This is a genomic window from Actinospica acidithermotolerans (genome assembly GCF_018139625.1).
Taxonomy (GTDB): Bacteria; Actinomycetota; Actinomycetes; order Streptomycetales; family Catenulisporaceae; genus Actinospica; species Actinospica acidithermotolerans.
The window spans coordinates 1-22546 of the sequence record NZ_JAGSOH010000031.1 but is presented as its reverse complement, the minus strand read 5'-3'; the positions used below and the strand labels follow the sequence as shown (position 1 = coordinate 22546).

Here is a 22546-nt window from a genome sequence, read left to right as displayed (position 1 = left end):
CCGGCCTAAGACTCGTTGCCGTGCAAGGGCGCACGGCTGGTATGGAGCGAGCGCTCATGGTGACGCAACTGGACTCGGCTAAGAACGCGCTGCTCGGGGAGGCGGCCGCCCTGGCCGGATCCGGCGGGCAGGATGCGGGCGCGACGGTCGGCGAGGCGGTGATCAACCGCTACTACCGGCACGTCGCCCTCGACGACCTCGCCGACCGCGGACCCGCCGACCTGTACGGCGCCGCCGCCTCCAGCCTCGAGCTCGCCGCCCACCGCCCGCAGGGCACCGCCAAGATCAGGGTCCTGACCCCGGCGGCCGAGGACGGCTGGGGCACCGGCCGCAACCGCCGCAGCGTCGTCGAGATCGTCACGGACGACATGCCCTTCCTCGTCGACTCGGTCACCGCCGAGCTCACCCGCAGCGGGCAGGGCATCCACCTCGTCGTGCACCCGGTGCTCGCGGTGGACCGCGACGTCGCCGGCGACCTGCGCCAGGTGTACGACGTCGACCCGGAGTCCGCCCCCGAGGGCGCCAGCGTCGAGTCCTGGATGCACATCGAGATCGACCGGCAGGCCGACGACCCGGCCCGGATCGCCGCCCTCGAGGCCGACCTGCGCCGCGTGCTGCGGGACGTGCGCGAGGCCGTCGAGGACTGGCCGAAGATGAAGAACGCCACCCTCGCCGCGGCCGAGGCGCTCGACGGCGCGCAGGGCGAGGCCGCGCAGGCCGCGGGCCTCGACTTCGAGGAGCTCTCGGCCGGCCAGGAGCTGCTGCGCTGGCTGGTGGACGGCCACTTCACCTTCCTCGGCTACCGCGAGTACGAGCTGATCACCGAGGACGGCGACGACCGGCTGCGCGCCGTGCCGGGCACCGGTCTCGGCATCCTGCGCTCCGACCAGCCGCAGAACGCGCCGAGCACCTTCTCCAAGCTGCCGCCGGAGGTGCGCACCAAGGCCCGCGAACCGCGGCTGCTGGTGCTCACCAAGGCCAACTCGCGCGCCACGGTGCACCGCCCCGGCTACCTCGACTACATCGGCGTGAAGGTCTTCAACGCCGCCGGCGAGGTCGTCGGCGAGCGCCGCATCCTCGGCCTGTTCTCCGCCGCCGCGTACTCCGAGTCCGTGCAGCACATCCCGGTCGTCAGGCAGAAGGTCCGTCAGGTCCTCGACGTGCACGGATACACGCTCAACTCGCACTCCGGCAAGGACCTGCTGCAGATCCTCGAGTCCTACCCGCGCGACGAGCTGTTCCAGATCCCGGTGGGCGAGCTCGCCGAGATCTCCGGCGCGGTGCAGCACCTGCAGGAGCGGCGCCGGGTGCGGCTGTTCCTGCGCAAGGACGTCTACGGGCGCTACTTCTCCGCGCTGGTCTACGTCCCGCGCGACCTCTACGACACGGCGAACCGGCTCAAGCTGCAGGAGATCCTGCTCAGGGATCTGCACGGCAAGGCCATCGACTACACGGTGCGCTCCACCGAGTCGGTGCTCACCCGGCTGCACTTCGTCATCCGGATGGCGAACGGCGAGCGGCTGCCGGAGGTGGACGCCGAGCAGATCGAGCGCAAGCTCGCCCGCGCGCTGCGCAGCTGGAACGACGCGCTCGAGGACCTGCTCGAGGAGCAGCTCGGCGAGGACCGCGCCGCCAGCCTGATCGCCGAGTTCAAGAACGCCTTCCCGGAGGGCTACAAGGCGGACTTCGCGCCGGAGCGCGCCGCGCAGGACCTGGCCAGGATCGAGGCCATCCACGCCGACGACACCACCGACTCCTCGCTCGCCGTCTACCGCAGGGCGGGATCGAGCCCGGACGAGTACCGGCTCAAGATCTTCCGCGTCGGCCGGATGATCACGCTGGCCGAGGTGCTGCCGATCCTGCAGCGCTTCGGCGTCGAGGTCCTCGAGGAGCAGCCGTACGAGCTGCTCCGGGCCGGCGGCGACAGCGCCTGGATCCTGGACTTCGGCCTGCGGGTGAGCGACCCCGAGTCGCTGCTCGACGTGGGCGCGCGGGACCGGTTCACCGCGGCGTTCGGCGCCGTGTGGTCCGGGATGGCGGAGAACGACGGCTTCAACACCCTGGTCCTCGGCTCCGGCCTGAGCTGGCGCCAGGCCTCGATCCTGCGCGCGTACGTCAAGTACCTGCGGCAGGGCGGCATGACCTTCAGCCAGGGCCTGGTCGAGAAGGTGCTCGGCGCCAACACCCGGATCGTCCGGCTGCTGGTCCGGCTGTTCGAGGCCTCCTTCGACCCCGCGCACGCCGACGCCGGCCACGAGCTGATCGACGGCATGGTCGAGGAGATCGAGGGAGCGCTCGACACCGTCGCCTCGCTGGACGAGGACCGCATCCTGCGCTCGCTGCTCGGCGTGATCCGGGCGACGCTGCGCACGAACCTCTACCAGCCCGCCGAGGACGGCTCCCCCAAGCCGTACATCTCCTTCAAGATCAACGCTCCGGCCGTGCAGGACCTGCCGATGCCCAGGCCCAGGTTCGAGATCTGGGTCTACTCGCCCCGGGTCGAGGGCGTGCACCTGCGCTTCGGCAAGGTCGCGCGCGGCGGACTGCGCTGGTCGGACCGGCGCGAGGACTTCCGCACCGAGATCCTCGGCCTGGCCAAGGCGCAGATGGTCAAGAACGTCGTCATCGTGCCGGTCGGCGCGAAGGGCGGCTTCGTGGTCAAGAACCCGGTGGACCCGTCCAACCGCGAGGCCTTCATGGCCGAGGGCATCGCGTGCTACCAGATGTTCATCAGGGGCCTGCTGGACATCACCGACAACCTGGTCGACGGCGTCATCGTGCCGCCGAAGAACGTCGTGCGCTACGACGGCGACGACCACTACCTCGTCGTCGCCGCCGACAAGGGCACCGCGACGTTCTCGGACATCGCCAACGCGGTCTCCGCCGAGTACAACTTCTGGCTCGGCGACGCGTTCGCCTCCGGCGGCTCGGTCGGCTACGACCACAAGGCGATGGGCATCACCTCGCGCGGCGCGTGGGAGTCGGTCAAGCGCCACTTCCGCGAGCTCGGCGTCGACACCCAGACGCAGGAGTTCACCGTCGTCGGCATCGGCGACATGTCCGGGGACGTCTTCGGCAACGGCCTGCTGCGCTCGGAGCACGCGAAGCTGATCGCCGCGTTCGACCACCGGCACATCTTCATCGACCCGGACCCGGACCCGGCCGCCTCGTACGCCGAGCGCCGGCGGCTGTTCGACCTGCCGCGCTCCAGCTGGGCCGACTACGACACGAAGCTGATCTCCGACGGCGGCGGCGTCTTCCCGCGCAGCGCCAAGTCGATCCCGGTCACCCCGCAGGTGCGCCGCGCGCTCGGGCTGCCCGAGGGCGTGACCCGCACGACGCCGGCCGAGCTGATGAAGGCGATCCTGCAGGCGCCGGTCGACCTGCTGTGGAACGGCGGCATCGGCACGTACGTGAAGTCGGCCGGCGAGTCGCACGCCGACGTCGGCGACAAGGCCAACGACGCGATCCGGGTCAACGGCTCCCAGCTGCGGGTCAAGGTCGTCGGCGAGGGCGGCAACCTCGGCTGCACGCAGCTGGGCCGCATCGAGTACGCGCTGCAGGGCGGCCCGTCGGGCGAGGGCGGCCGGATCAACACCGACGCCATCGACAACTCCGCGGGCGTGGACACCTCCGACCACGAGGTCAACATCAAGATCCTGGTCGACCAGGCGGTGAAGTCCGGCGTGCTCGAGGCCGAGGAGCGCACCCCGCTGCTCGCCTCGATGACCGACGAGATCGCCGACCTCGTCCTGGCCGACAACTACGGCCAGAACGTCGCGCTCGCCTCGGCCGTGGCCCAGGCGCCCGCGCTGCTGCACGTCCACGCGCGCTACATGCGCCAGCTCACCTCGGACGGCCACCTGAACCGGGACCTCGAGTTCCTGCCCCGGGACCGGGTCATCCAGGAGCGCCGCTCCGCGGGCCAGGGGCTGACGCAGCCCGAGCTCGCCGTGCTGCTGGCCTACACCAAGATCGTGCTGAACGAGGAGCTGCTGGCCAGCGAGCTCCTGGACGACCAGTACCTCGAGGCGGACCTGTTCCGCTACTTCCCCAGCGCCGTCCGCGAGCGGCTGCACGACCTGATCGCCGCCCACCCGCTGCGCCGGGAGATCATCGCCACCCAGGTGGTGAACAACCTGGTGAACAACGCGGGCATCAGCTTCCTGTTCCGGATGCGCGAGGAGACGGGCGCGAGCGCGGAGGAGATCTCCCGGGCGCACACCGTGGCCCGCGAGGTCTTCGGCCTGGACAGCTTCTGGAAGGCGATCGACGAGCTGGACAACAGGGTCCCGGCCGAGATCCAGACCCGCATGCGGCTGGCCGGCCGCCGGCTGACCGAGCGCGGCGCCCGCTGGTTCCTGCTCAATCGCAAGCACCCGATCGACATCACCGAGCAGGTCGAGGCCTTCTCCGCGGGCGTCACGGAGGTCTGCGCCCAGCTGCCCAAGCTGCTCAAGGGCACCGACGCCCAGCAACTGGCCTCCGCCACCGCCGAACTCGTCGAGTACGGCGTCCCGGAGGAGCTCGCCGCCCGCGTCGCGGTGGCCGGCTCGGCGTATTCCGCGCTGGACATCGTCGAGGTCGCCAAGGAGACCGGCCGCGGCCCCGGCGAGGTCGCCGAGGGCTACTTCGACCTCGTCGACCGCCTCGGCATCGGAGCCCTGCGCGACCGCATCACCGCCCTCCCGCGCACCGACCGCTGGGAGACCATGGCCCGCGCCGCCGTCCGGGAGGAGCTCTACGCCGCCCAGGCCGCGCTGACCTTCGACGTCCTGGCCGCCGCCCCCGGCGAGACCGACCCCGACGTCCGCTTCTCCGTCTGGGTCAACAAGAACCAGGCCGCCGTCGAGCGCGCAAGGGCCGTGCTCACCGAGATCTCCTCGGCCGACTCGTTCGACCTGGCGATCCTCTCGGTGGCCCTGCGCACGATCAGGACCCTGCTGCGCGCGAACGCGATGTAGGGAGCGGGAGACGAGCGGCGGGAGCAGCGAGGGTAGCGAGAACCGCCGGCAAGCGGCCGCGCGCCTGTGGAAAACAGGTGCGCGGCCGCTTCGCTTCGCCGGTGGAGGTGGACGTGCAGAAGCCCGAGAGACCGGTCTGGCGGCGGCGAACGGCGTAGCCCTGCCCTGAGCCGGCTCGCGTCACCGATCCGCGAGCCGCCGACGCCTCGTCAGATGCCGCGCGAGCGGAAGGCCGGTCAGGCCGACCGAAGCATCGGCGACCATCCCGCCTACCGGCTGCTGGCCGCCGCCGTTCGACTCGGCGCCATCGCCGCCCGGGTCGCGCTCTCGACGAGGAGCGCGAGGTCCGTCGGGGTGCCGGGCTGCAGGGGGAGCGCGCCGGTGCCGCCCAGGGCGCGGTTGGGCAGTTGGTCGCCGAGGCGGCGCCAGTCGTCGACGGCCACGTGGGCGCGGGCGGTGGCGCTGGAGGCCATACGGCCGCTGACGCGGGGAACCTGGACCGGCAGGACCCTGCCGTCGGGCAGGGCCAGCCAGCCGCGGCCGGGCAGGCTGGGGCGGATGGCCGCCGCGTCCGGCAGCGAGATCAGCCTTCTGGATTCCTCGGGGCCGTAGGTCCGCAGCGCCAGGCGCAGGTCGAGCTCCTCGCAGAGCTCGCCGTCGAGCAGCCGGCGCGCGGGGCCGTCGTCGAGGGTGATGCCGAGCAGCAGATGGACGCCGTGCGGGCGCCCCTCCTGGGCCAGCTCCGTCAGCTCCTTCACGAACCAGGGGTGGCGCACGGCGATCCGATCGAGTCCGTCGACGCCGAGCAGCAGCCTTTCGGAGGGCCGGTCCGGCTCGAGCGCCCCGAGCACGGAGCGCACGTCCCCGTTCCCGCGCGCATCGCCCGTCCCGCGCGCGCCGTGCACCTCGCTCGTTCCCCGTACCCCGCGCACTTCGCGTGCGCCGCGCTCCTCGTAGAACTCGCGCGCCGTGGCGAGCAGGTGGCGAAGCTCGGCCTCGTTCGTCGCGTCCGCGGCGTGCAGGGCCACGTGCGGAAGGCGGGTGGTCTCGCCCCAGGACGCGCCGTTGCCGCCGGAGACGAGCAGCACGCGCAGCCGCTCGGGCGGGGTCGGGAGCGCGGCGGAGCACAGGATGGAGCGCAGCGCCTCGGAGATGCCGGAGCCCGACGCTCCGCCGACCAGGATGTGGTGCCCCGTCAGTTCCGCCCGTACCGCCCCGTGGCTGTCCGCGCCCAACACGACCGGCAATCCCGCGCCGCCTGCCGCTGCCGCCTGTTCGTACCCGCCGATGCTCCGCCGTGCCGTCCGCGGCTGTTCTCGAACCGCCTGTTCCCGTGCCGCCTGTTCTCGGGCCGCCGACTCCCTGACCGCCGCCCACCGCGCCGAGAGCTTCGTCGGGGTGAGCAGGTCCAGCTCCAGCAGCGGCAGCAGCCTGGCCTCCTCGGGCAGCTGGCGCTGGTTCGTGCCGTGTATGCCCTGGACGCCGCCCTCGCGCGAGTCCCGCAGCGGGGCGAGGGCGTGCGCGAATCTGATGGCCCACTGGGGCGACGTCAGATCGGCGAGTATGCCCTCCATGGTCAGCTTCCCGGGCTGCTCCAGCCGCAGCCGGGTGTGCACCTCCCCGCCGACGGCGGCGATCGCGGCGACGCCCTCGGGCAGCTCCTCGCGGCGGTCGGCCACGACGATGGCGTGCATGCCGACGCGCGGGCCCTCGGCCAGCAGGCGCAGCAGCTCCGGCGGGTACGGCGCCTTCGCGGCCGACTCCCCGCGGTCCAGCACGAGCACGGTACGGCGCCCCGGCCACGGCTCGTCGCTGCCGCGCAGCGCGCCCTGGCGGGCCTCCAGACGGACCGTCAGCTCGGCCAGCCGGGCGGCCAGCTGGCCCGCGTCGAAGGCGACCATCGCGCGGCAGTTCTGACCGTCCTGCGGGGCGCAGTGCGGCAGCCAGGTCGTCCAGCGCCAGCGTTCGGCGCCGTTGGTGCACAGCACGACCAGGTCGACGTCCAGGGGGGAGCAGAGGGCGGCGAGCTGGGCGACGAGGCTGCGGGCCAGGGCGCGCACCGAGTACGAGCCCGAGGTCCCGGCGCCGGTGTGCTCGCTGCCGAGCAGGTCGTAGGGCGGCAGCTCGAGATCCTCGCCGCCCTCGGGGCCCTCCGCCGCCACCAGGCCGAGCACGCCGACCCCGGACAGGTCCACGGTGACCGGCGCGGCCGGGACGCGCGGGCGGAAGCTGCGCGGGCCCTGGGTGACCGTCACGGAGGAGGGCAGCCGCGCCGTGCCGAGCCGCAGCTCCAGCAGTTCGGGCTGGTCCCGGCCGCGGCTCCACAGGCCGAGCCCGGGGCGCAGCGCCGTGGTCAGCAGCGCGGCCGGGTCCGGGTGCCGGGTACGGCGCAGGCCCGACTCGACCGCGAGGGCCGCGGAGATCTTCGCCTCGGTGGCCGCCTTCGCCTGCTCGAAGGCCGCCTGCATGCGGCGCCTTGCGGCGGGCAGGCCGCGCGCGCCGGGGGGCGTCGGCAGCTCGAAGCGGGGGGCCGGCACGGCCGGGTTGCTGCGCGGCACGACGCGTACCAGCACCCTGCCGAGCCGGTCCGGGTCCACCTCCAGGGACTCCTCGCCGTGCCGCAGCAGCAGCGTCGTCTCGCCGAGCCGCACCGGGGTCTGCGGCGCGAGCAGCACCGGCTCCTCGCCGATGCGGCTGCCGCCGAGCACCGTGCCGTTGGTCGAGCCGCAGTCCGCCAGGCGCACCCAGTCGGTGCTCACCGTCAGCACCGCGTGCCGCCGGGACAGGTCAGGGTCCTCGATCCGGATGTCCGCCTCGGCGCCGCGGCCGATCGTCAGCCGCAGCGCGGCCAGGCCCGGCGGGGGCGGCGTCAGCAGGTGCACCCCGCCGGCGTCCGGGCCGCCGATCACGTGCAGCTCCAGATTCCCGGGCGGGGGCAGCGCCGCGTCCGGCTGATCCGCCGTCAGAACCGCGCCGTCCACGAGCGGGGGCACGCCGAGCGGATGGTCGTCCGCGAGCCGCCGGGCGCCCACGTGGAAGACCGGCTCGGCCAGCCCCGCGAGGTTCGCCAGCTGCCCGGCCGCCGCGCGCAGCGGCGTCCCCGCCGGGGCCGTGACCAGCACGTCCAGCAGGGAGTTCGGGTTCGCGCCGCCGGCCGTGGCCCGGCCCGGGGCACGGGCTGGCCCGGTCGGCACACTGACGGACAGTCGCAGCTGCATGGGAGTACGCGGTCCTTGGAGCGGCGGGACGGGGAGAGCTACCAAAGATACGTTAGCCGAGACTTCTGACAGTCCCGGCTCGCCAACCGGGACGCGATCTTCGGGCGCCCCGGATCCGCCGTGCCGCGCGCCGCGCCCCGGAAGCCCTTCCGCCGGATTACCGGGTGGAATTAAGGTAGCGATTGGGGTACAAACCGCCATCCCAGACGCCGGGGAGTTCCCCGCTCGCACTACGCTGGCCTGGCACCACCGCGACACCACCACAGGCGCACCACCGCCACCACCGCACCGCTTGCACCACCGTACGCCGCGAGGCCGGGGAGGAAAGGGTTTCACGTGGGCCAGCCGATCGGCAGCCGCTATGAGCTGGAGACGCAACTGGGGCGCGGGGCCTTCGGCGCGGTCTGGCGGGGCCGGGTCCGCGACACCGGGGAGGCCGTCGCGATCAAGGTCCTCCTGGAGGAGCTGGCCAACGACGCCGACGTGGTCACCCGGTTCCTGCGCGAGCGCACCGCCCTGGTGTCCATGCGGCACCGCTCGCTCGTCTCGGTGCGCGACCTCGTCGTCGAGGGCGATGTGCTCGCCCTGGTCATGCAGCTGGTCGAGGGGCCGGACCTGCGCGCCTACGTGCGCAGCCGCGGCACCCTGGGGGCGACCGAGTCCGCGCTGCTGGTCGCCGACGTCGCCGAGGCCCTCGCCGTGGCCCACGCCGCCAAGATCATCCACCGCGACGTCAAGCCGGCCAACGTGCTGCTGCAGCCGGACGACGGCGGCTACCGGCCGCTGCTGACCGACTTCGGCATCGCACGGCTCGCCGACGCCCCCTCGGTGACCCGCACCAGCCAGGTCGTCGGCACCCCCTACTACCTGGCCCCCGAGGTCATCTCGGGCCAGCAGCCCACGCCGGCGGTCGACGTCTACGCCAGCGGCATCATGTTCTTCGAGCTGATGACCGGCCGCCCGCCGTTCCGCGGCAGCGACGCCATGGAGGTCTTCCAGGCCCACCAGACGCAGCCGCCGCCGCGCCCGGACGGCATCTCCGACCCGCTCTGGTCGGTCATCGCCTCCGCGCTCGCCAAGGACCCGGCCCGGCGCCCGGACGCCGGGCAGCTCGCGGTCCGGCTGCGCGCCGCCGTCGGCTCCGGGCAGCCCGGCGGGGACGGCCGGCTGCCGGTGCACCCGCGCGAGGGCACCGTGGTGCTGCCGAAGCTCTCAGAGGCCGAACTCGCGCCGCCGAAGGCCGCGCCGCCGAGCCGGACCCCGGCCGCCGCGGGCGTGGCCGCCGGCGCCGCCGCGGCCGCCGCGCCCACCCGGAAGATCAGCGCCTACTCCGCGAACGCGGCCGCGCCCTCCCCGGTGGTGCCCTCGGCGCGCCCGGCCCAGCAGCCCGGCGGCTATCCGGCGCAGCCGGTCTTCCCTGGACCCGCCGCGCCGCGCACCCCGCGCGACGCGATGCCGCCGCGCAACGCCGGCTACGCCCCGCAGTCCCAGCAGGCCGCCTACCGGCCGCCGCAGCAGCGCGTCGCCGCGCCGGTGCAGCCCCAGCTCCCTCAGCGCCCCGTCGGTCCGGCCCCGCTGCGCCAGGCGCCGCGCCAGCCGCGTCCGGCCGCCGCGTACGACCCGGTGCCCAAGAGCGGCGTCGGCTGCCTCGGCCGGATCGCGATCCTGCTCATCGTGCTGGCGCTGGCCGCGCTGATCGGGGTGGAGATCGGCAACCGGATCGCCAAGGACCGCGGCGAGTCGTCGATCACCCACAGACTCGGTTTCTCGGTGAGTCGTCAGATCAGCTGATTCCGTGGGTCTGCACGCCGAACGCTCCGTGCGCCGCTAGGGTGATGCCGTTTCGACAACGGCCCCAGTGGAGCGAGCTGTGACGCGCAGAATCGGTAGCCGGTACACGGTGACGCGGGTGATCGGACGCGGCACGTGCGGGACCGTGTGGTCCGGCGAAGGCCCCGAGGGCCCGGTCGCCATCAAGCTGCTGCACGAAGACCTGACGGCCGATCAGACGCTGATCGCGCGCTTCGTCCAGGAGCGCACCGTGCTCACCGGGCTGCGCCATCCGCGGATCGTCGGGGTGCGCGACCTCGTCGTGGACGGCAACGACCTCGCGCTGGTGATGGACCTGCTCAACGGGCCGGACCTGCGCGGCCGGCTCGACCGCGAGGGGCCGATGCCGCCGGAGCAGGCCGCGGGCGTGTGCGCGGACATCGCCGAGGCGCTCGCCGCCGCGCACGAGAAGGGCATCGTGCACCGCGACGTGAAGCCGGAGAACGTGCTGGTCGACGCCGTGGGCCGGGGCCGGCTGACCGACTTCGGCATCGCCCGGCTGGTCGACGGTCCGCGCCGCAGCCGCGCCACCCGCATCGTCGGCACGCCCGACTACCTCGCCCCCGAGGTCATCGAGGGCTGCCCGCCAGGCCCGGCCGTGGACGTCTACGCGCTCGCCACCGTGCTGTTCGAGCTGACGACCGGTTGGACGCCGTTCGGCGGCGGCCATCCCGGCGCCGTCCTGCGCCGGCACGTCACCGAGCCCGCGCCCCGGGTGCCCGGAATGCCCGAGCGGCTCACCGAACTGATGGACCGTTGCCTGGCGAAGAGCCCGGCGGCCCGGCTGTCAGCCGCCGAATTCGCCGCCGCGCTGCGCGAATGCCGCCCCGCGCTCGCCGGGCTCCCGGCGCTGCGGGTCGCCTCGCCGCGCGGGAACGGCTCCTACCCGACCGGATCGGCGGTCCACGCGGGCGCCGTGCCGCTGGTGCAGGCCGCGACCGACCCGCTCTCCGACGACTCCCGCTCGACGCACATCAACCAGATGAAGCCGATCAAGGAGCCGATCGACCCGGACGAGGAGGCCGAGCGGCCCCGCGGCGGCGCGCCCCGCCAGAAGCGCCGCCGCCCCCGCTGGCTGCCCGCGGCGATCGGCCTCGGCCTGATCCTGCTGTCCGTGCTCGGATTCGCCTTCAGCGGCGGCTCGGGCTCCGCCGGGAACTCCGACCCGGCGGCCGACGCGGCGCGCGCCACGGCCGCCACGGAGGCCTCCGCGGCCGCCTCCGCGACCCCGACGGGGCTGACCGCGCTGCCCGAGTCCGGCGGCTTCGGCTTCGCCGCGTACTCCAGCCTGCCCGCCCCCTCCTCGCCCGTCGTCGGGGCGGTCCAGCTCGCCTACTTCGACGGCTTCCTGTACGCGGCGGCCACCGGCACCGACGGCAACGTACGCGTCGCGTCCGTCCCGGCCGGCACCAGCACGACGAGCGCGAACTGGACGATCGTGCCCGGCGTGGCCAGCACCGTGCAGCCCGCCCTAGACGGCGCGAGCAGCGGCCTCGAGCTCTACGCGACCGCGCAGGGCGGCAACGTCATGCGGGCCGTGCTCACCACCCCCGGCAACGGCTGGTCCGGCTGGACCCGGCTGGGCACCGTGCACGCGGCCGGGGCTCCCGCCGCGGCCGCCGACGGCGGCCGGACCGTCGTCGTGGTCGCCACCCCCGACAAGCACCTCGTCGAAGGCACCGTCGCGGCCGACGGCGAGTTCACCGCCTGGCAGCAGCTGCCGCAGGCGGGCCTGATCGACTATCAGGTCGCCGTCGCCGCGCACGGCGGTGCCGTCGCGGTGTACGTCGTACGGGCTTCAGACGGCGCCACGATGCGCGTCTACAACGACGGGAAGGGCTGGCAGTACGCCTGGCCCACCGGCGCCACGGGCCAGCCCGCCACGGCGTACGCCGCCGACGGCCACCCCGACCTGTTCGTGCTCTCCGCCTCGGCCGGCCTGCAGGTGTTCGAATTCTCCGGCGCGGAGCTGCACGGCACGATGACCTGGGCCTCGGCCGGCGTCGCGGCCGTCAACCCGCCCGGCGTGACCAGCGTGCCGGGCGGCGGAGTCGCCCTGGCGGCGGTCAACTCGGACGGATCCGTCTCGGTTTACACGACCAGCCGCTGAAGGAGCGGTAAACCGAGGCGAACACGGCGCCCCGCGTCGCGTAGTCTTAAGAGCTGTGTCGGTAGACCTTGCTGAAGACCTCAAAAACCTCAAGTCCACCATGGCGTCGATCGAGGCCGTCGTGGACCTCGACGCGCTGCGCGCGGAGATCAAGCGGCTGAACGAGGAGGCCGCGGCGCCGGACCTGTGGGACGACCAGGCCAAGGCGCAGCAGGTGACGAGCCGGCTGTCCAACCTCCAGGGCGAGCTGTCCCGGGTGGAGGGCCTGCGCCGGCGCCTCGACGACCTCGAGACCCTCTACGAGCTCGGCCTCGCGGAGGACGACGCGGACACCGTGAACGAGGCGGCCGACGAGCTGCCCGGCGTGACCAAGGCGGTCTCCGAGATGGAGGTGCGCACGCTGCTCAACGGCGAGTACGACTCCCGCGAGGCGCTGGTCACCATCCGCTCGGAGGCGGGCGGCGTGGACGCGGCGGACTTCGCCGAGATGCTGCTGCGGATGTACCTGCGCTACTGCGAGCGGCACGGCTACCCGACCGAGGTCTACGACACCTCGTACGCGGAGGAGGCGGGCATCAAGTCCGCGACCTTCCAGGTCAAGGCGCCGTACGCGTACGGCACGCTCTCCGTCGAGCAGGGCACCCACCGCCTGGTGCGCATCTCGCCCTTCGACAACCAGGGCCGCCGGCAGACCTCGTTCGCGGGCGTGGAGGTGCTCCCGGTCGTCGAGCAGACCGACCACATCGACATCCCCGAGGACGAGCTGCGGGTGGACGTCTACCGCTCCTCGGGCCCCGGCGGCCAGGGCGTGAACACCACCGACTCGGCGGTGCGCCTGACGCACATCCCGACCGGCATCGTGGTCTCCTGCCAGAACGAGCGCTCTCAGCTGCAGAACAAGGCCTCGGCCATGGCGGTCCTGCAGGCCAAGCTGCTCGACGTGAAGCGGCAGGAGGAGCAGGCCAAGATGGACGCGCTCAAGGGCGACTCCGGCGGCTCCTGGGGCAACCAGATGCGCTCCTACGTGCTGCACCCGTACCAGATGGTCAAGGACCTGCGCACGGAGTTCGAGACCGGCAACACCTCGGCCGTGCTGGACGGCGAGATCGACGGATTCATCGAGGCCGCGATCCGCTGGCGGCGGCAGCGCTAAGCGTGGCGGCAGCCCTGAGCGTGGCGGAAACGCTGACCGTGGCGGACACGCTGACCGTGGCGGAGATCGACGGGTGGTGGTTAATCCAGGCCGCGATCCGCTGGCGGCGGCAGCGCTAAGCGTGGCGGCAGCCCCGAGCGTGGCGGAAACGCTGAGCGTGGCGGAGATCGACGGGCGGTGGATAATCCAGGCCGCGATCCGCTGGCGACGGCGGCGCTAAGTCCGCTCCGCCGTGCGGACACTACGAAGCCGGCGCCCTCGGGAAGGTTCCCGACAGGGCGCCGGTTCTGCTTATGCGTACGGTAATCGGACGGTAATCCCGCGCACATGCGGGGTTTAAGCTGCAAATGTGACCGGAGCCACATTCGAGTCACGCAAATCGGACGTCCAGCGCCACGGCGGCTATCAGCGCGGCCACCACGGCGAGCAGCATCCACCACGTGGCGTTAAGTCCGTTCCGCCCGTATCCGTACTGGTCACGCGCGGCACGGCAGACCGGGCAGCGCCCCTCGGACACCCGCCCCGCGCAGTGGGCGCACACCAGGTCGTCTCGTCGCATCGGTTCCTCCTCGTTACGAAGTAGAACGCCCCGGCGCCGCCATCCGTTCCCTCCTACCCGTCCCCGGCGTCCTACACTCCAGTGAAGTTCGCGCAACTCCCCCCGGCGGGGGCGGCGCACTCTCACTACACTGCCGGACGTGATGCAACCGTGATTAGCTTCGAGAACGTCAGCAAGACGTACCCGGGCCAGGAACGCCCCGCCCTGAGCGAGATGTCCCTGGAGGTCGAGCGCGGAGAGTTCGTCTTCGTGATCGGTTCCTCCGGCTCCGGCAAGTCGACCTTCATGCGGCTGATCCTGCGCGAGGAGCGGCCCACCACCGGCCGGGTCATCGTGGCCGGCAAGGACCTGTCCAAGCTGTCCAACTGGAAGCTGCCGCACCACCGCAGGCTGATCGGCACCGTCTTCCAGGATTTCCGGCTGCTGCCGAACAAGACCGTGCACCAGAACGTGTCCTTCGCGCTCGAGGTGATCGGCAAGCCCAAGAGCCACATCAACAAGGTGGTTCCCGAGGTCCTCGACCTCGTCGGCCTCGACGGCAAGGAGGACCGGCTCCCGAGCGAGCTGTCCGGCGGCGAGCAGCAGCGGGTCGCGGTGGCGCGCGCGTTCGTGAACCGGCCGATGATCCTCATCGCGGACGAGCCGACCGGTAACCTCGACCCGGAGACCAGCGTCGGCATCATGAAGCTGCTCGACCGGATCAACCGCACCGGGACGACCGTGGTCATGGTCACCCACGACCAGGCCATCGTGAACCAGATGCGCAAGCGGGTGCTCGAGCTCGACCAGGGCAACCTCGTGCGCGACCAGGCCCGCGGCGTGTACGGCTACGTGCGCTAACCCGCACGCGGCCGCCGCCGCGGCCCACGTCCCCCACCACGAGAAGACTTCTGCAGGGAATCGACCGATATGCGGATCCAGTACGTACTCCAGGAAATCGGCCACGGCCTGCGACGCAACCTGACGATGGTGATCGCCGTCATCGTCTCCACCGCCGTCGCGCTGACCATGCTCGGCGCGGGTCTGCTCATGTGGCAGCAGACGAAGGCGATGGAGGGCTACTGGTACGGCAAGGTCCAGGTCGCCGTCTACATGTGCAACCAGAACGACGTCGGTAACTCGGCGAACTGCACCAGCGCGGTGACCGCCGCGGAGAGCGACGCGATCAAGGCCAAGCTGGAGATCACGCCCTACGTGGCGCCCGGCGGCGTCATCTACGAGTCGCAGCAGGAGGCCTACCAGCACTACGAGGAGGAGTACGGCAAGACCGCGCTCGGGCAGAACGCGACGCCGAGCTTCCTCGAGTCCGACTACCGGGTGAAGCTGACCGACCCGTCGAAGTACCAGATCGTCGAGGGCGCGGTCGGCGGCATGCCGGGCGTCTCGTCGGTGGTCGACGAGCAGCAGCTGCTCTCACCGCTGTTCACCTTCATCCACATCGCCGAGTACACGGCCGTCGGCGTCGCCGGCGTCATGCTGGTGCTCGCGTTCCTGCTGATCTTCAACACGGTCCGGCTCTCGGCGTTCAGCCGACGGCGGGAGACCGGCATCATGCGGCTGGTCGGCGCGTCGAACTTCTACATCCAGATGCCGTTCCTGCTCGAGGGCGCCGTCGCCGGCCTGTTCGGCGGCGTGCTGGCCTCGGGCGTGCTGATCGGGATCAAGGCCTTCTTCATCGACGGGATCGTGGCCCCGCACCTGACCTCGATCCAGTTCATCGGCTGGGGTCCGTTCGTGTTCATCGTGCCGGTGCTGCTCGGCGCGGGCATCCTGATGGCGGTGGTCGCATCCGCGTTCACGCTGCGTAAGTACTTGCGCGTCTGAGCGATAATCGAACCATGGTCAAGGAGCAGGGTCAGAAGACGATCGCCCGGAACAAGAAGGCGCGGCACGAGTACTTCATCGAGGACACCTGGGAGGCCGGCATCGTGCTGACCGGGACCGAGGTGAAGTCGCTCCGCGAGGGCCGCGCCTCCCTGGTCGACGGATTCGCCCAGATCCGCGACGGCGAGCTGTGGATGTACAACGTGCACATCCCCGAGTACAACCAGGGCACCTGGAACAACCACGCGCCGCGCCGGCTGCGCAAGCTGCTGCTGCACAAGGCGGAGATCCAGAAGCTGATCGGCAAGACCAAGGAGTCGGGCCTGACGCTGATCCCGCTGGAGCTGTACTTCAAGGACGGCAAGGCGAAGGTCGAGCTCGGACTCGCCCGGGGCAAGAAGGACTACGACAAGCGCCAGACGATCATGGAGCGCACCATGAAGCGCGAGGCAGAGCGGGCGATGTCCTCGGCCCGGCGGCGGCAGCGGGCCTGAGCGAAGCGGCGCGGTACGGCGCGGTACGGTCTAGCGGCGCGGCGCCACTGTTCGCTGATCGCAAACAAGTGGCTGCGGCGCCGCGCCACCCGCTATCCTTGAAGGAGCTTCAGCCGCGTCGCCTGGACGTCGGCCGTTGTTTGAGAACTGCACACGTACGCTCTTCTGCGCTCGCCGCGTGCGAGCCGTGCCCGTGTGTGGTTCCACCACCCGGGGGTGAACGGTTTCGACATTGGACGTCGACGCAGGGGAAGCGGGCCGAGGAAGCCGTGATGATCTCGTTAACCACGAAACACGGCAAAAAAACAAATGCCAACCAGAAGACGGTTGCCCGGAACACGATGGCCCTCGCTGCCTGATCTAGCTTCTCGCTAGTCCAGCAGTAAGGTTTCACCGCAGTTCCTTTGTCGCTCCAGGATCGCCCCCGACCTGGCCGCGGCATCATCTAGGGGGCAAAACCTCACGAACAGGCCACGGGTGAGTGAGGGAACTTACGTGGCTGGGCTTGTCGGTGACCCGTCCCGGGGATCGCCGGAGCCGAGAAAAGCGTTCGGGAATACGCCCGTAGAAGCCCTGCAGAGCCGCCGATGGACCCGGGTTCGATTCCCGGCACCTCCACCGTGACCTGGATTGCCCAGGTATGGCCCGATCAGGCCGCATCATCCTGCTGTGGATGGTGCGGCCTTCATCGTCTGCGCACGGCTTTCGGCGTGGCCGGGCGGTTCCGGCGGTCACGACCGCCGGTAGGTCAGGTGGGCTTCCAAGCGGTGCGCCGTCGACCGGTCGACGGCGCACCTCGGCACCGGCAGGCTCAGCTCGCTGCCACGGTGAACTGCAGCGGGCCACCGGGCATCGGCTGAGAGTTGGAAGAAGCGGAGGGCGCGTAGCCGTACGCGGTCGAGAGTCCGCCGTTGTCGATGAGTGTGAACGCGACTGTGTAAGTGCCGGGTGCGACTCCCGACAGGTTGATTCCCCACTTGAGCGTGCCGCTGGTAGTCCAGGTCACACCGCCGTACTGGTAATAGGCGGAGGTGCCTGTCGTACTGTCGTAGACCTCGACGTCCATCTCTCCGACGCCGGCGAAGGAGGACACATCGACGCTGAGCAATTCGCCCTGGGTGGACGTCGTGGTCGGTGAGCTCAAGGACGCCGAGAGAGCGACCGGGGCACTGGTGTCGGGAATCTGGTTCGCGACAAGGTTGAGCGCCGGGCCGTCGAAGGTGCTGCCGTAGACGGCGACGTCCCCCGCGCCGTCTACGACGGCGATCCCGGTGACCGAGCACTGCTTCTGGTAGATCGGCGGCATGCTTATGGAGACCGTCAAGCTGCCGTCGGCCGAGACGGCGGGGGATTGCGTGGTAGATCCGCCGCACCCCGGATTCGTATCGACGACGACGGTCGAGATGCCGCCGGTAGCTCCGGTCGGGGTCAGCGAGAGGGCGATCTTCTGTACGCTCGACCAGTTGTTCACGCTCGTGGGGTTGAGCGAGAAGTCGCCGGCTTGCAGCTTACTGTCATCCGTCACCTGGACGGGCAGCTCACCGAGGTGGGAGTACTTTGCCTTGGCCCCCGCCGTGTCCGTGAGCTGAACGCTGTCCAGCGTCCAGGTACCCGCGGGTGAGCCGGCTGGGATGCTCACGACCACGTCGCACATCACATCGCTCGCGCCCCAGTTGACCCCGGCATCCGGCCCGTTGCCGCAACTGGTGGAGCCGTCGAAGCCGTACTGCAGGCTGAAGGCGGCATCGAGAGTCCGGCCAGCCGTGTTGCGCAGGTGCAACTCTCCGTGCCAGAATCCCGCGTCCGCCGACGTCACCTCGATTAGATAGCCGACAGTCGGTGAGACACCCACGTCGTAGAGGTAGGTCGGCTGGTCGGCGTTGTCGAAACTCACGTTCGCGATCTTCGGAACGCTCGCGTCTTGGAGTTCGGTCGCTGTGACCGAACTGGCGAACCTGTTCAGGGTCGCGGAGCCGGCGTCAAGGCTGTCCGACTGATCGTCCGAGGCGGTCACGCGCTCAACCGCCCAGACGGCCGCGGTTCCCGCAACGTATTGGGGAACCTGGAAGGTGTATGAATAGCTCGACGACTGCGCGGTGGCCGGGTAGTTGGCCGAGACGTCGCCCGTCGCCGTCTGGGTAAGCCCGAACGGCACGTCGTAGGCCGGCCCGGTGAACTCCCCGTCGGCGGCGCGCTGGCGGATTTCGACCGTGCCTTGAACGGTGCTCGCGCTCGCGTTCGAATCGGTGATCGTCCATGTGAGGTTCGCCGTGGCCGAGCCCGTGCTCGCATCGACTGTCGCTGGTGAGAGGTCGAGTGCCGATAGGCGGATGTCGCCGTCCGCGCTGCCGGCGAAGGCCACGGCGGGGACACCCGCGGTGAGCGCGACGGCTACCGCCAAGGCCGTCGTGACACGTAGAGCGCGTTGTCGTAGCAGCATGTTTGCCACTGATTCCACTCCATTGTATTGGATTGTGATGCTGGGCCTAGGGCCCGGTGTGGAGTGTGTCATGTCAGCATGTTCAATGCCTCTGGATTTCTCTCCCTCCATGAGCAGTACCTACATCCTCTGGCTGACCTGAATGCACTGCAGCCAGGCCGCATCGTCCCCATCGAGGGCGGTGCGGCCTTCGTCGTGCCCGGGGGGCTCTTCCGGTTGATTTCCAGTGCTTTGCCCGATACGCGTCCGCGGTCGGCGGACCGCACGCCTGAAGCATGCGGGCATTCCGCATATCGAAAGCCCCGCACCCCTTGTCTACCCGGCGGTCCGCCTTTATAAATGGGCTGTCTGTCCGAATGAGGGTACGAACATGCCGATATTCGGACATTAAGTGCATCTCTCCACCATGGAAGGGAACTGCGCACCATGAGTTCAGCCGTACAACGGCGACGCGGGCGAATTGCAGCAGCGACGGCGATCTCCGTCGTGTTGGCCGCCCTCTCGGCCGGAGTCGCAGCCGCGGCACCGGCGAGTGCCGTTCAGAGTGCCCACACCCTGTCCGGTAGCAGCCCGAGCTATGCGACCGCCGCCGCCGACCAAGGCCAGACGGCGGGCGCCACGCAGTTGTCCGTCCGCGTCTACCTCGCGGGCCGGAACGCGGCGGGCCTGGCCGCCTACGCCAAGAACGTCTCGGATCCGACCAGTTCGCTCTACCGGCACTACCTCAGCGCGGCCGCCGCCCGGGCGGACTTCGGGGCGACGTCGCAGCAGATCTCGGCGGTCACGTCCTGGCTCACGGGGGCCGGATTCACCGTCACCTCGACGACGGACCACTGGATCGACGTCAAGGGCCCGGCGGCCGACGTCCCCAAGGCGTTTGACACGACGCTGCACAACTACAAGACCGCGCACGGCACGCTGCACGCGCCGCAGCACAACGCGGTGATCCCGGCCGGCGTGGCGAGCGCGGTCTCCGGGGTCTCGGGGCTGGCGCAGGCGACGACCCACGCCGTGACCATGTCCACGACGACGGGCTCGGCCACGACGGCCTCGGACCCGTCGTGCTCGGCCTACTACGGCCAGAAGACGGCGCCGGCGACGCTGCCCGCGGTCCCGGCCGGCTACTCCAACCCGTCCACGCTCGCGCAGTGCTCGCTGTACCCGAGCGAGCTGCGCAAGGCGTACGGGGTCACCCAGACCGGGCTGACCGGTAAGGGCTCGACCATCGCGATCGTCAACTGGTACGGCTCCTCCACCATGGAGGCCGACGCCGACCAGTACTCGATCAACCACGGCGACAAGCCCTTCAAGCCCGGCCAGTACTCCGAGGTGAGCACGCCGTCGCAGTGGACGAACGAGGACGTGTGCGGCTACGGGGACAACTCCGAGGAGGCGCTGGACGTCGAGATGGCGCACGGCTTCGCGCCGGACGCCAAGATCGTCACCGTCGCGGCGAACTCCTGCTACGACAGCGACCTGATCGCCGCCGAAGCCGAGATCGTCGACAACCACCTCGCCGACATCGTGTCCAACTCGTGGGGCGAGTCGATCTTCTCGACCCTCGGCGACCTGGACCCGGCGACGATGGCCGCCTACGACCAGATCTTCGAACTGGGCGCCACCGAGGGCATCGCCTTCGACTTCTCCACCGGCGACTGCATGAACAACGACGCCTACTCCGTCGCCAGCGGCCTGAACTGCGACCCGACCGTCAGCCGCGCGTCGGTCGACTGGCCGACCTCGTCCACCTGGGTCACCGCCGTCGGCGGCACCGCCCTGGGGCTCAACAAGCAGGGCGGCTACGCCTTCGAGACCGCCATGGGCGACAACCGTAGCGGCCGCACCGCGGCCGGCGCGACCTCGTGGGCCGCGGCCGCGGGCACCTTCGGCGGCGGCGGCGGCGTCAGCGAGACGGAGGCACAGCCCTGGTACCAGAGCTGGGTCGTCCCGAAGAAGCTGTCCACCACACTGATGGACGGCACGAAGACGACGCCGAAGCGGACCATCCCCGACATCTCGCTCAACGGCGACCTGTACTTCAGCAGCACGCTCGTCGGCCAGACGACCGGCGGCGTCTACTCGGAGGCGGGCTACGGCGGCACGTCGGTCTCGGCGCCGTCCTGGGCAGGCATCCTCGCCGACGCCCAGCAGGCGCAGCACGGCATCCCGGTCGGCTTCGCCAACCCGGCGATCTACTTCCGGGCCTCGCTGGCCACCGACGTCACCGGCAGCCCGCGCCAGATCGGCAGCACCCCGGTCGACTCGGTGATCTTCGAGTACCCGTCGGACAGCCCCTACTCGGGCTACTACCGCCTGGTGCAGTACAACGCCGACGAGGGCCTGCCCGCGACCCGCGGCTACGACCTCGCCACCGGCGTCGGCTCACCGAACGCCGCGTTCCTCAGGTCGTTCGGCTTCGGCTTCTAGGATCCACCCGGCTCTCAAGCCCGGCCGTCACGGTCGCTCGAAGAACTGCAGCACGCCCCCGATCAGGAAGCACGCCGCTCCCGCGAAGGTCCCCCAGTTGCTGATGTCGACGTTGATCGCGCTCCCGGTGTCCGGGCGCGTGAACGCGGCCAGCGCGGAGACCATGAAGAGCACGGAACCCAGCTGGTTGACCGCGACGATCCACCAGCTGAGCTCATGCGGTTTCAGGCGCGGCCGGCCGTGGCACACCTCGACGATCGCGAGGTGGCCAGAGAGCAGGAACAGCACGCACCCGACGATGTCCGGCGCCCAGATGAGCCGGTTCACCTGCTGGACCGTGAGCCCCTGCAGGAACGAGTCGAGCAGGTTCACGCCGAAGACGAGCGTCCCCGCGAACAGCAGGAACGTGCTCAACCACCCGATCCGCGAAGGCTCGTAGCTCCACCACCGCCACCGGCCGGTGAGCAGCGAGGCGGCGTCCGGCCCTTGCCGAGGCGCGTTGATCGCCTGCAACAGCGAGGCGTATCCGCCGGTGTTGAAGAACAGTCCGCCCGCGAAGTAGATCGACGCGCTGGCCGTAGCCCCGACGCTCCCGAGCTGCGTCAGCGCCGCGCCCAGGGCGAAAAGCCCTCCGCCCACCGTGAACGCCGTGGCCGCGACGACGTTGAGCCTCCCCAGCCGCTTGAGCGAGACACTGTCCGCTGTGCGCAAGCTCTCCGCCGTGCGCAAGTTCTCCGCCGTACGCAGGCTGCCGCCCGGCGTGCCTGCGTCCGACCGGTCCGCGGAGCTGATTTTCAGCGCCCCCCGCTTCCGCGCCACCCGCGACTCCCACGTCGCGACGACTCCGCCCGCCAGCCGGCGCCTCACGCGCGTCGTGAACGGCCCGGCGCCTTCCACGTGTTCCTCGGGACGATCCACCCTCCCAGCGTCACGGAGCCGCCCACCTCCGACGACCCGTACATGACAGCCATCCGCCATTCAGCTCATCCAGCTCATCTCGTTCAGTCCGGTTCGCCCGACGCGATCGAAGTTCCGTATGCGGACTCTTGGGGCAGATTCACCCCATGAGCGCATCGGTCACCGGTCCCGCCGTCGGCACGGGGGTGCGGTATGGGAGGGCCGATGGGCGGTGGGTGCTGGTCGCGACGGTGCTCGGGTCGGGGATGGCGTTTCTCGACGCGACGGTGGTCAACATCGCGCTGCCGCATATCGGCGCGCAGTTTCATGCGGGGGCGGCTTCGCTGCAGTGGGTGGTGAACGGGTACACGCTCAGCTTGGCGTCGTTGATCCTGCTCGGCGGGTCGTTGGGCGATCGGTTCGGGCGGCGGCGGGTGTTCGTGATCGGGGTGGCCTGGTTCGCGACGGCTTCGCTGCTGTGCGGCGTGGCGCCGAACGTGGACATGCTGATCGCGGCGCGGGTGTTGCAGGGCATGGGAGGTGCGCTGCTGGCGCCGGGCTCGTTGGCGATCATCGAGGCGTCGTTCCATCCGGACGACCGGGCGCGGGCGATCGGGGCGTGGTCGGGGC

At 70.9% G+C, this 22546-nt stretch carries 13 protein-coding genes and 1 other RNA gene; 10 read left to right on the top strand and 4 right to left on the bottom strand.

The genetic code is table 11. The features are described 5' to 3' along the window. Positions 1-56: 56 nt before the first annotated feature. Positions 57-4964: an NAD-glutamate dehydrogenase gene (locus tag KDK95_RS13160; RefSeq protein ID WP_249161106.1), complete on the top strand. Its 4908-nt coding sequence runs from the start codon at positions 57-59 to the stop codon at positions 4962-4964. 269 nt (positions 4965-5233) lie between these two features. Here KDK95_RS13160 and KDK95_RS13155 read toward each other — a convergent pair whose 3' ends face one another. Beyond that, positions 5234-8182 carry an FHA domain-containing protein gene (locus KDK95_RS13155; RefSeq protein ID WP_212518409.1) on the bottom strand — a complete coding sequence of 983 codons (2949 nt, stop codon included), beginning with the start codon at positions 8180-8182 and terminating at the stop codon, positions 5234-5236. A gap of 336 nt (positions 8183-8518) precedes the next feature. On the opposite strand from KDK95_RS13155, the gene KDK95_RS13150 reads away from it, so the two are divergent. The 3 genes from KDK95_RS13150 to prfB all read left to right on the top strand — a co-directional run bounded on the left by KDK95_RS13150 (position 8519) and on the right by prfB (position 13275). After that, positions 8519-9973 carry a serine/threonine-protein kinase gene (locus KDK95_RS13150; protein ID WP_212518408.1) on the top strand — a complete coding sequence of 485 codons (1455 nt, stop codon included), beginning with the start codon at positions 8519-8521 and terminating at the stop codon, positions 9971-9973. Between the two features lie 79 nt (positions 9974-10052). Then, positions 10053-12122, top strand: a complete 2070-nt coding sequence (locus KDK95_RS13145) for a protein kinase domain-containing protein (protein ID WP_212518407.1) — start codon at positions 10053-10055, stop codon at positions 12120-12122. A gap of 55 nt (positions 12123-12177) precedes the next feature. Beyond that, positions 12178-13275: a peptide chain release factor 2 gene (gene prfB / locus KDK95_RS13140; RefSeq protein ID WP_212518406.1), complete on the top strand. Its 1098-nt coding sequence runs from the start codon at positions 12178-12180 to the stop codon at positions 13273-13275. Between the two features lie 370 nt (positions 13276-13645). On the opposite strand, the gene KDK95_RS13135 is transcribed toward prfB, so the two are convergent. Then, the gene (locus KDK95_RS13135) at positions 13646-13834 is read right to left on the bottom strand and encodes a hypothetical protein (protein ID WP_212518405.1); all 189 of its coding nucleotides are present in this window, start codon (positions 13832-13834) and stop codon (positions 13646-13648) included. 150 nt (positions 13835-13984) lie between these two features. Here KDK95_RS13135 and ftsE point away from each other — a divergent pair, with 150 nt between their 5' ends. The 4 genes from ftsE (at position 13985) to ssrA (ending at position 16773) form a co-directional block, all read left to right on the top strand. Then, on the top strand, positions 13985-14674 hold the full coding sequence (gene ftsE / locus KDK95_RS13130; RefSeq protein WP_212518404.1) for a cell division ATP-binding protein FtsE: 690 nt from the start codon (positions 13985-13987) through the stop codon (positions 14672-14674). Positions 14675-14743: 69 nt separating this feature from the next. Next, positions 14744-15658: a permease-like cell division protein FtsX gene (ftsX, locus tag KDK95_RS13125; protein ID WP_212518403.1), complete on the top strand. Its 915-nt coding sequence runs from the start codon at positions 14744-14746 to the stop codon at positions 15656-15658. A gap of 14 nt (positions 15659-15672) precedes the next feature. Continuing rightward, positions 15673-16152: an SsrA-binding protein SmpB gene (gene smpB / locus KDK95_RS13120; RefSeq protein ID WP_212518402.1), complete on the top strand. Its 480-nt coding sequence runs from the start codon at positions 15673-15675 to the stop codon at positions 16150-16152. A gap of 212 nt (positions 16153-16364) precedes the next feature. After that, positions 16365-16773, top strand: a transfer-messenger RNA (tmRNA) gene (gene ssrA, locus KDK95_RS13115). A 190-nt stretch (positions 16774-16963) separates the two neighbouring features. Here ssrA and KDK95_RS13110 read toward each other — a convergent pair. After that, positions 16964-18703 (bottom strand): hypothetical protein, encoded by a 1740-nt coding sequence (locus KDK95_RS13110; RefSeq protein WP_212518401.1) that lies wholly within the window; start codon positions 18701-18703, stop codon positions 16964-16966. Positions 18704-19078: 375 nt separating this feature from the next. Between KDK95_RS13110 and KDK95_RS13105 the strand changes: the two genes are divergently transcribed. Next, positions 19079-21019 carry a S53 family peptidase gene (locus tag KDK95_RS13105; protein WP_212518400.1) on the top strand — a complete coding sequence of 647 codons (1941 nt, stop codon included), beginning with the start codon at positions 19079-19081 and terminating at the stop codon, positions 21017-21019. Between the two features lie 27 nt (positions 21020-21046). Here the strand turns inward: KDK95_RS13105 and KDK95_RS13100 are convergent, their stop codons facing one another. Further along, entirely contained in the window at positions 21047-21937 is an 891-nt protein-coding gene (locus KDK95_RS13100; protein WP_212518399.1) for a hypothetical protein, read from the bottom strand. Positions 21938-22083: 146 nt separating this feature from the next. Here KDK95_RS13100 and KDK95_RS13095 point away from each other — a divergent pair. Continuing rightward, positions 22084-22546, top strand: a 463-nt coding sequence (locus tag KDK95_RS13095) for an MFS transporter (protein WP_212518398.1), incomplete at its 3' end; no start/stop codon positions are given.

Excerpts from the sequence above, each read along its gene's own strand:
- KDK95_RS13160 (WP_249161106.1), top strand. The coding sequence starts at position 57 with ATGGTGACGCAACTGGACTCGGCTAAGAACGCGCTGCTCGGGGAGGCG.
- KDK95_RS13155 (WP_212518409.1), bottom strand. The coding sequence starts at position 8,182 with ATGCAGCTGCGACTGTCCGTCAGTGTGCCGACCGGGCCAGCCCGTGCC.
- KDK95_RS13135 (WP_212518405.1), bottom strand. The coding sequence starts at position 13,834 with ATGCGACGAGACGACCTGGTGTGCGCCCACTGCGCGGGGCGGGTGTCC.
- ftsX (WP_212518403.1), top strand. The coding sequence starts at position 14,744 with ATGCGGATCCAGTACGTACTCCAGGAAATCGGCCACGGCCTGCGACGC.
- smpB (WP_212518402.1), top strand. The coding sequence starts at position 15,673 with ATGGTCAAGGAGCAGGGTCAGAAGACGATCGCCCGGAACAAGAAGGCG.
- KDK95_RS13110 (WP_212518401.1), bottom strand. The coding sequence starts at position 18,703 with ATGGAGGGAGAGAAATCCAGAGGCATTGAACATGCTGACATGACACAC.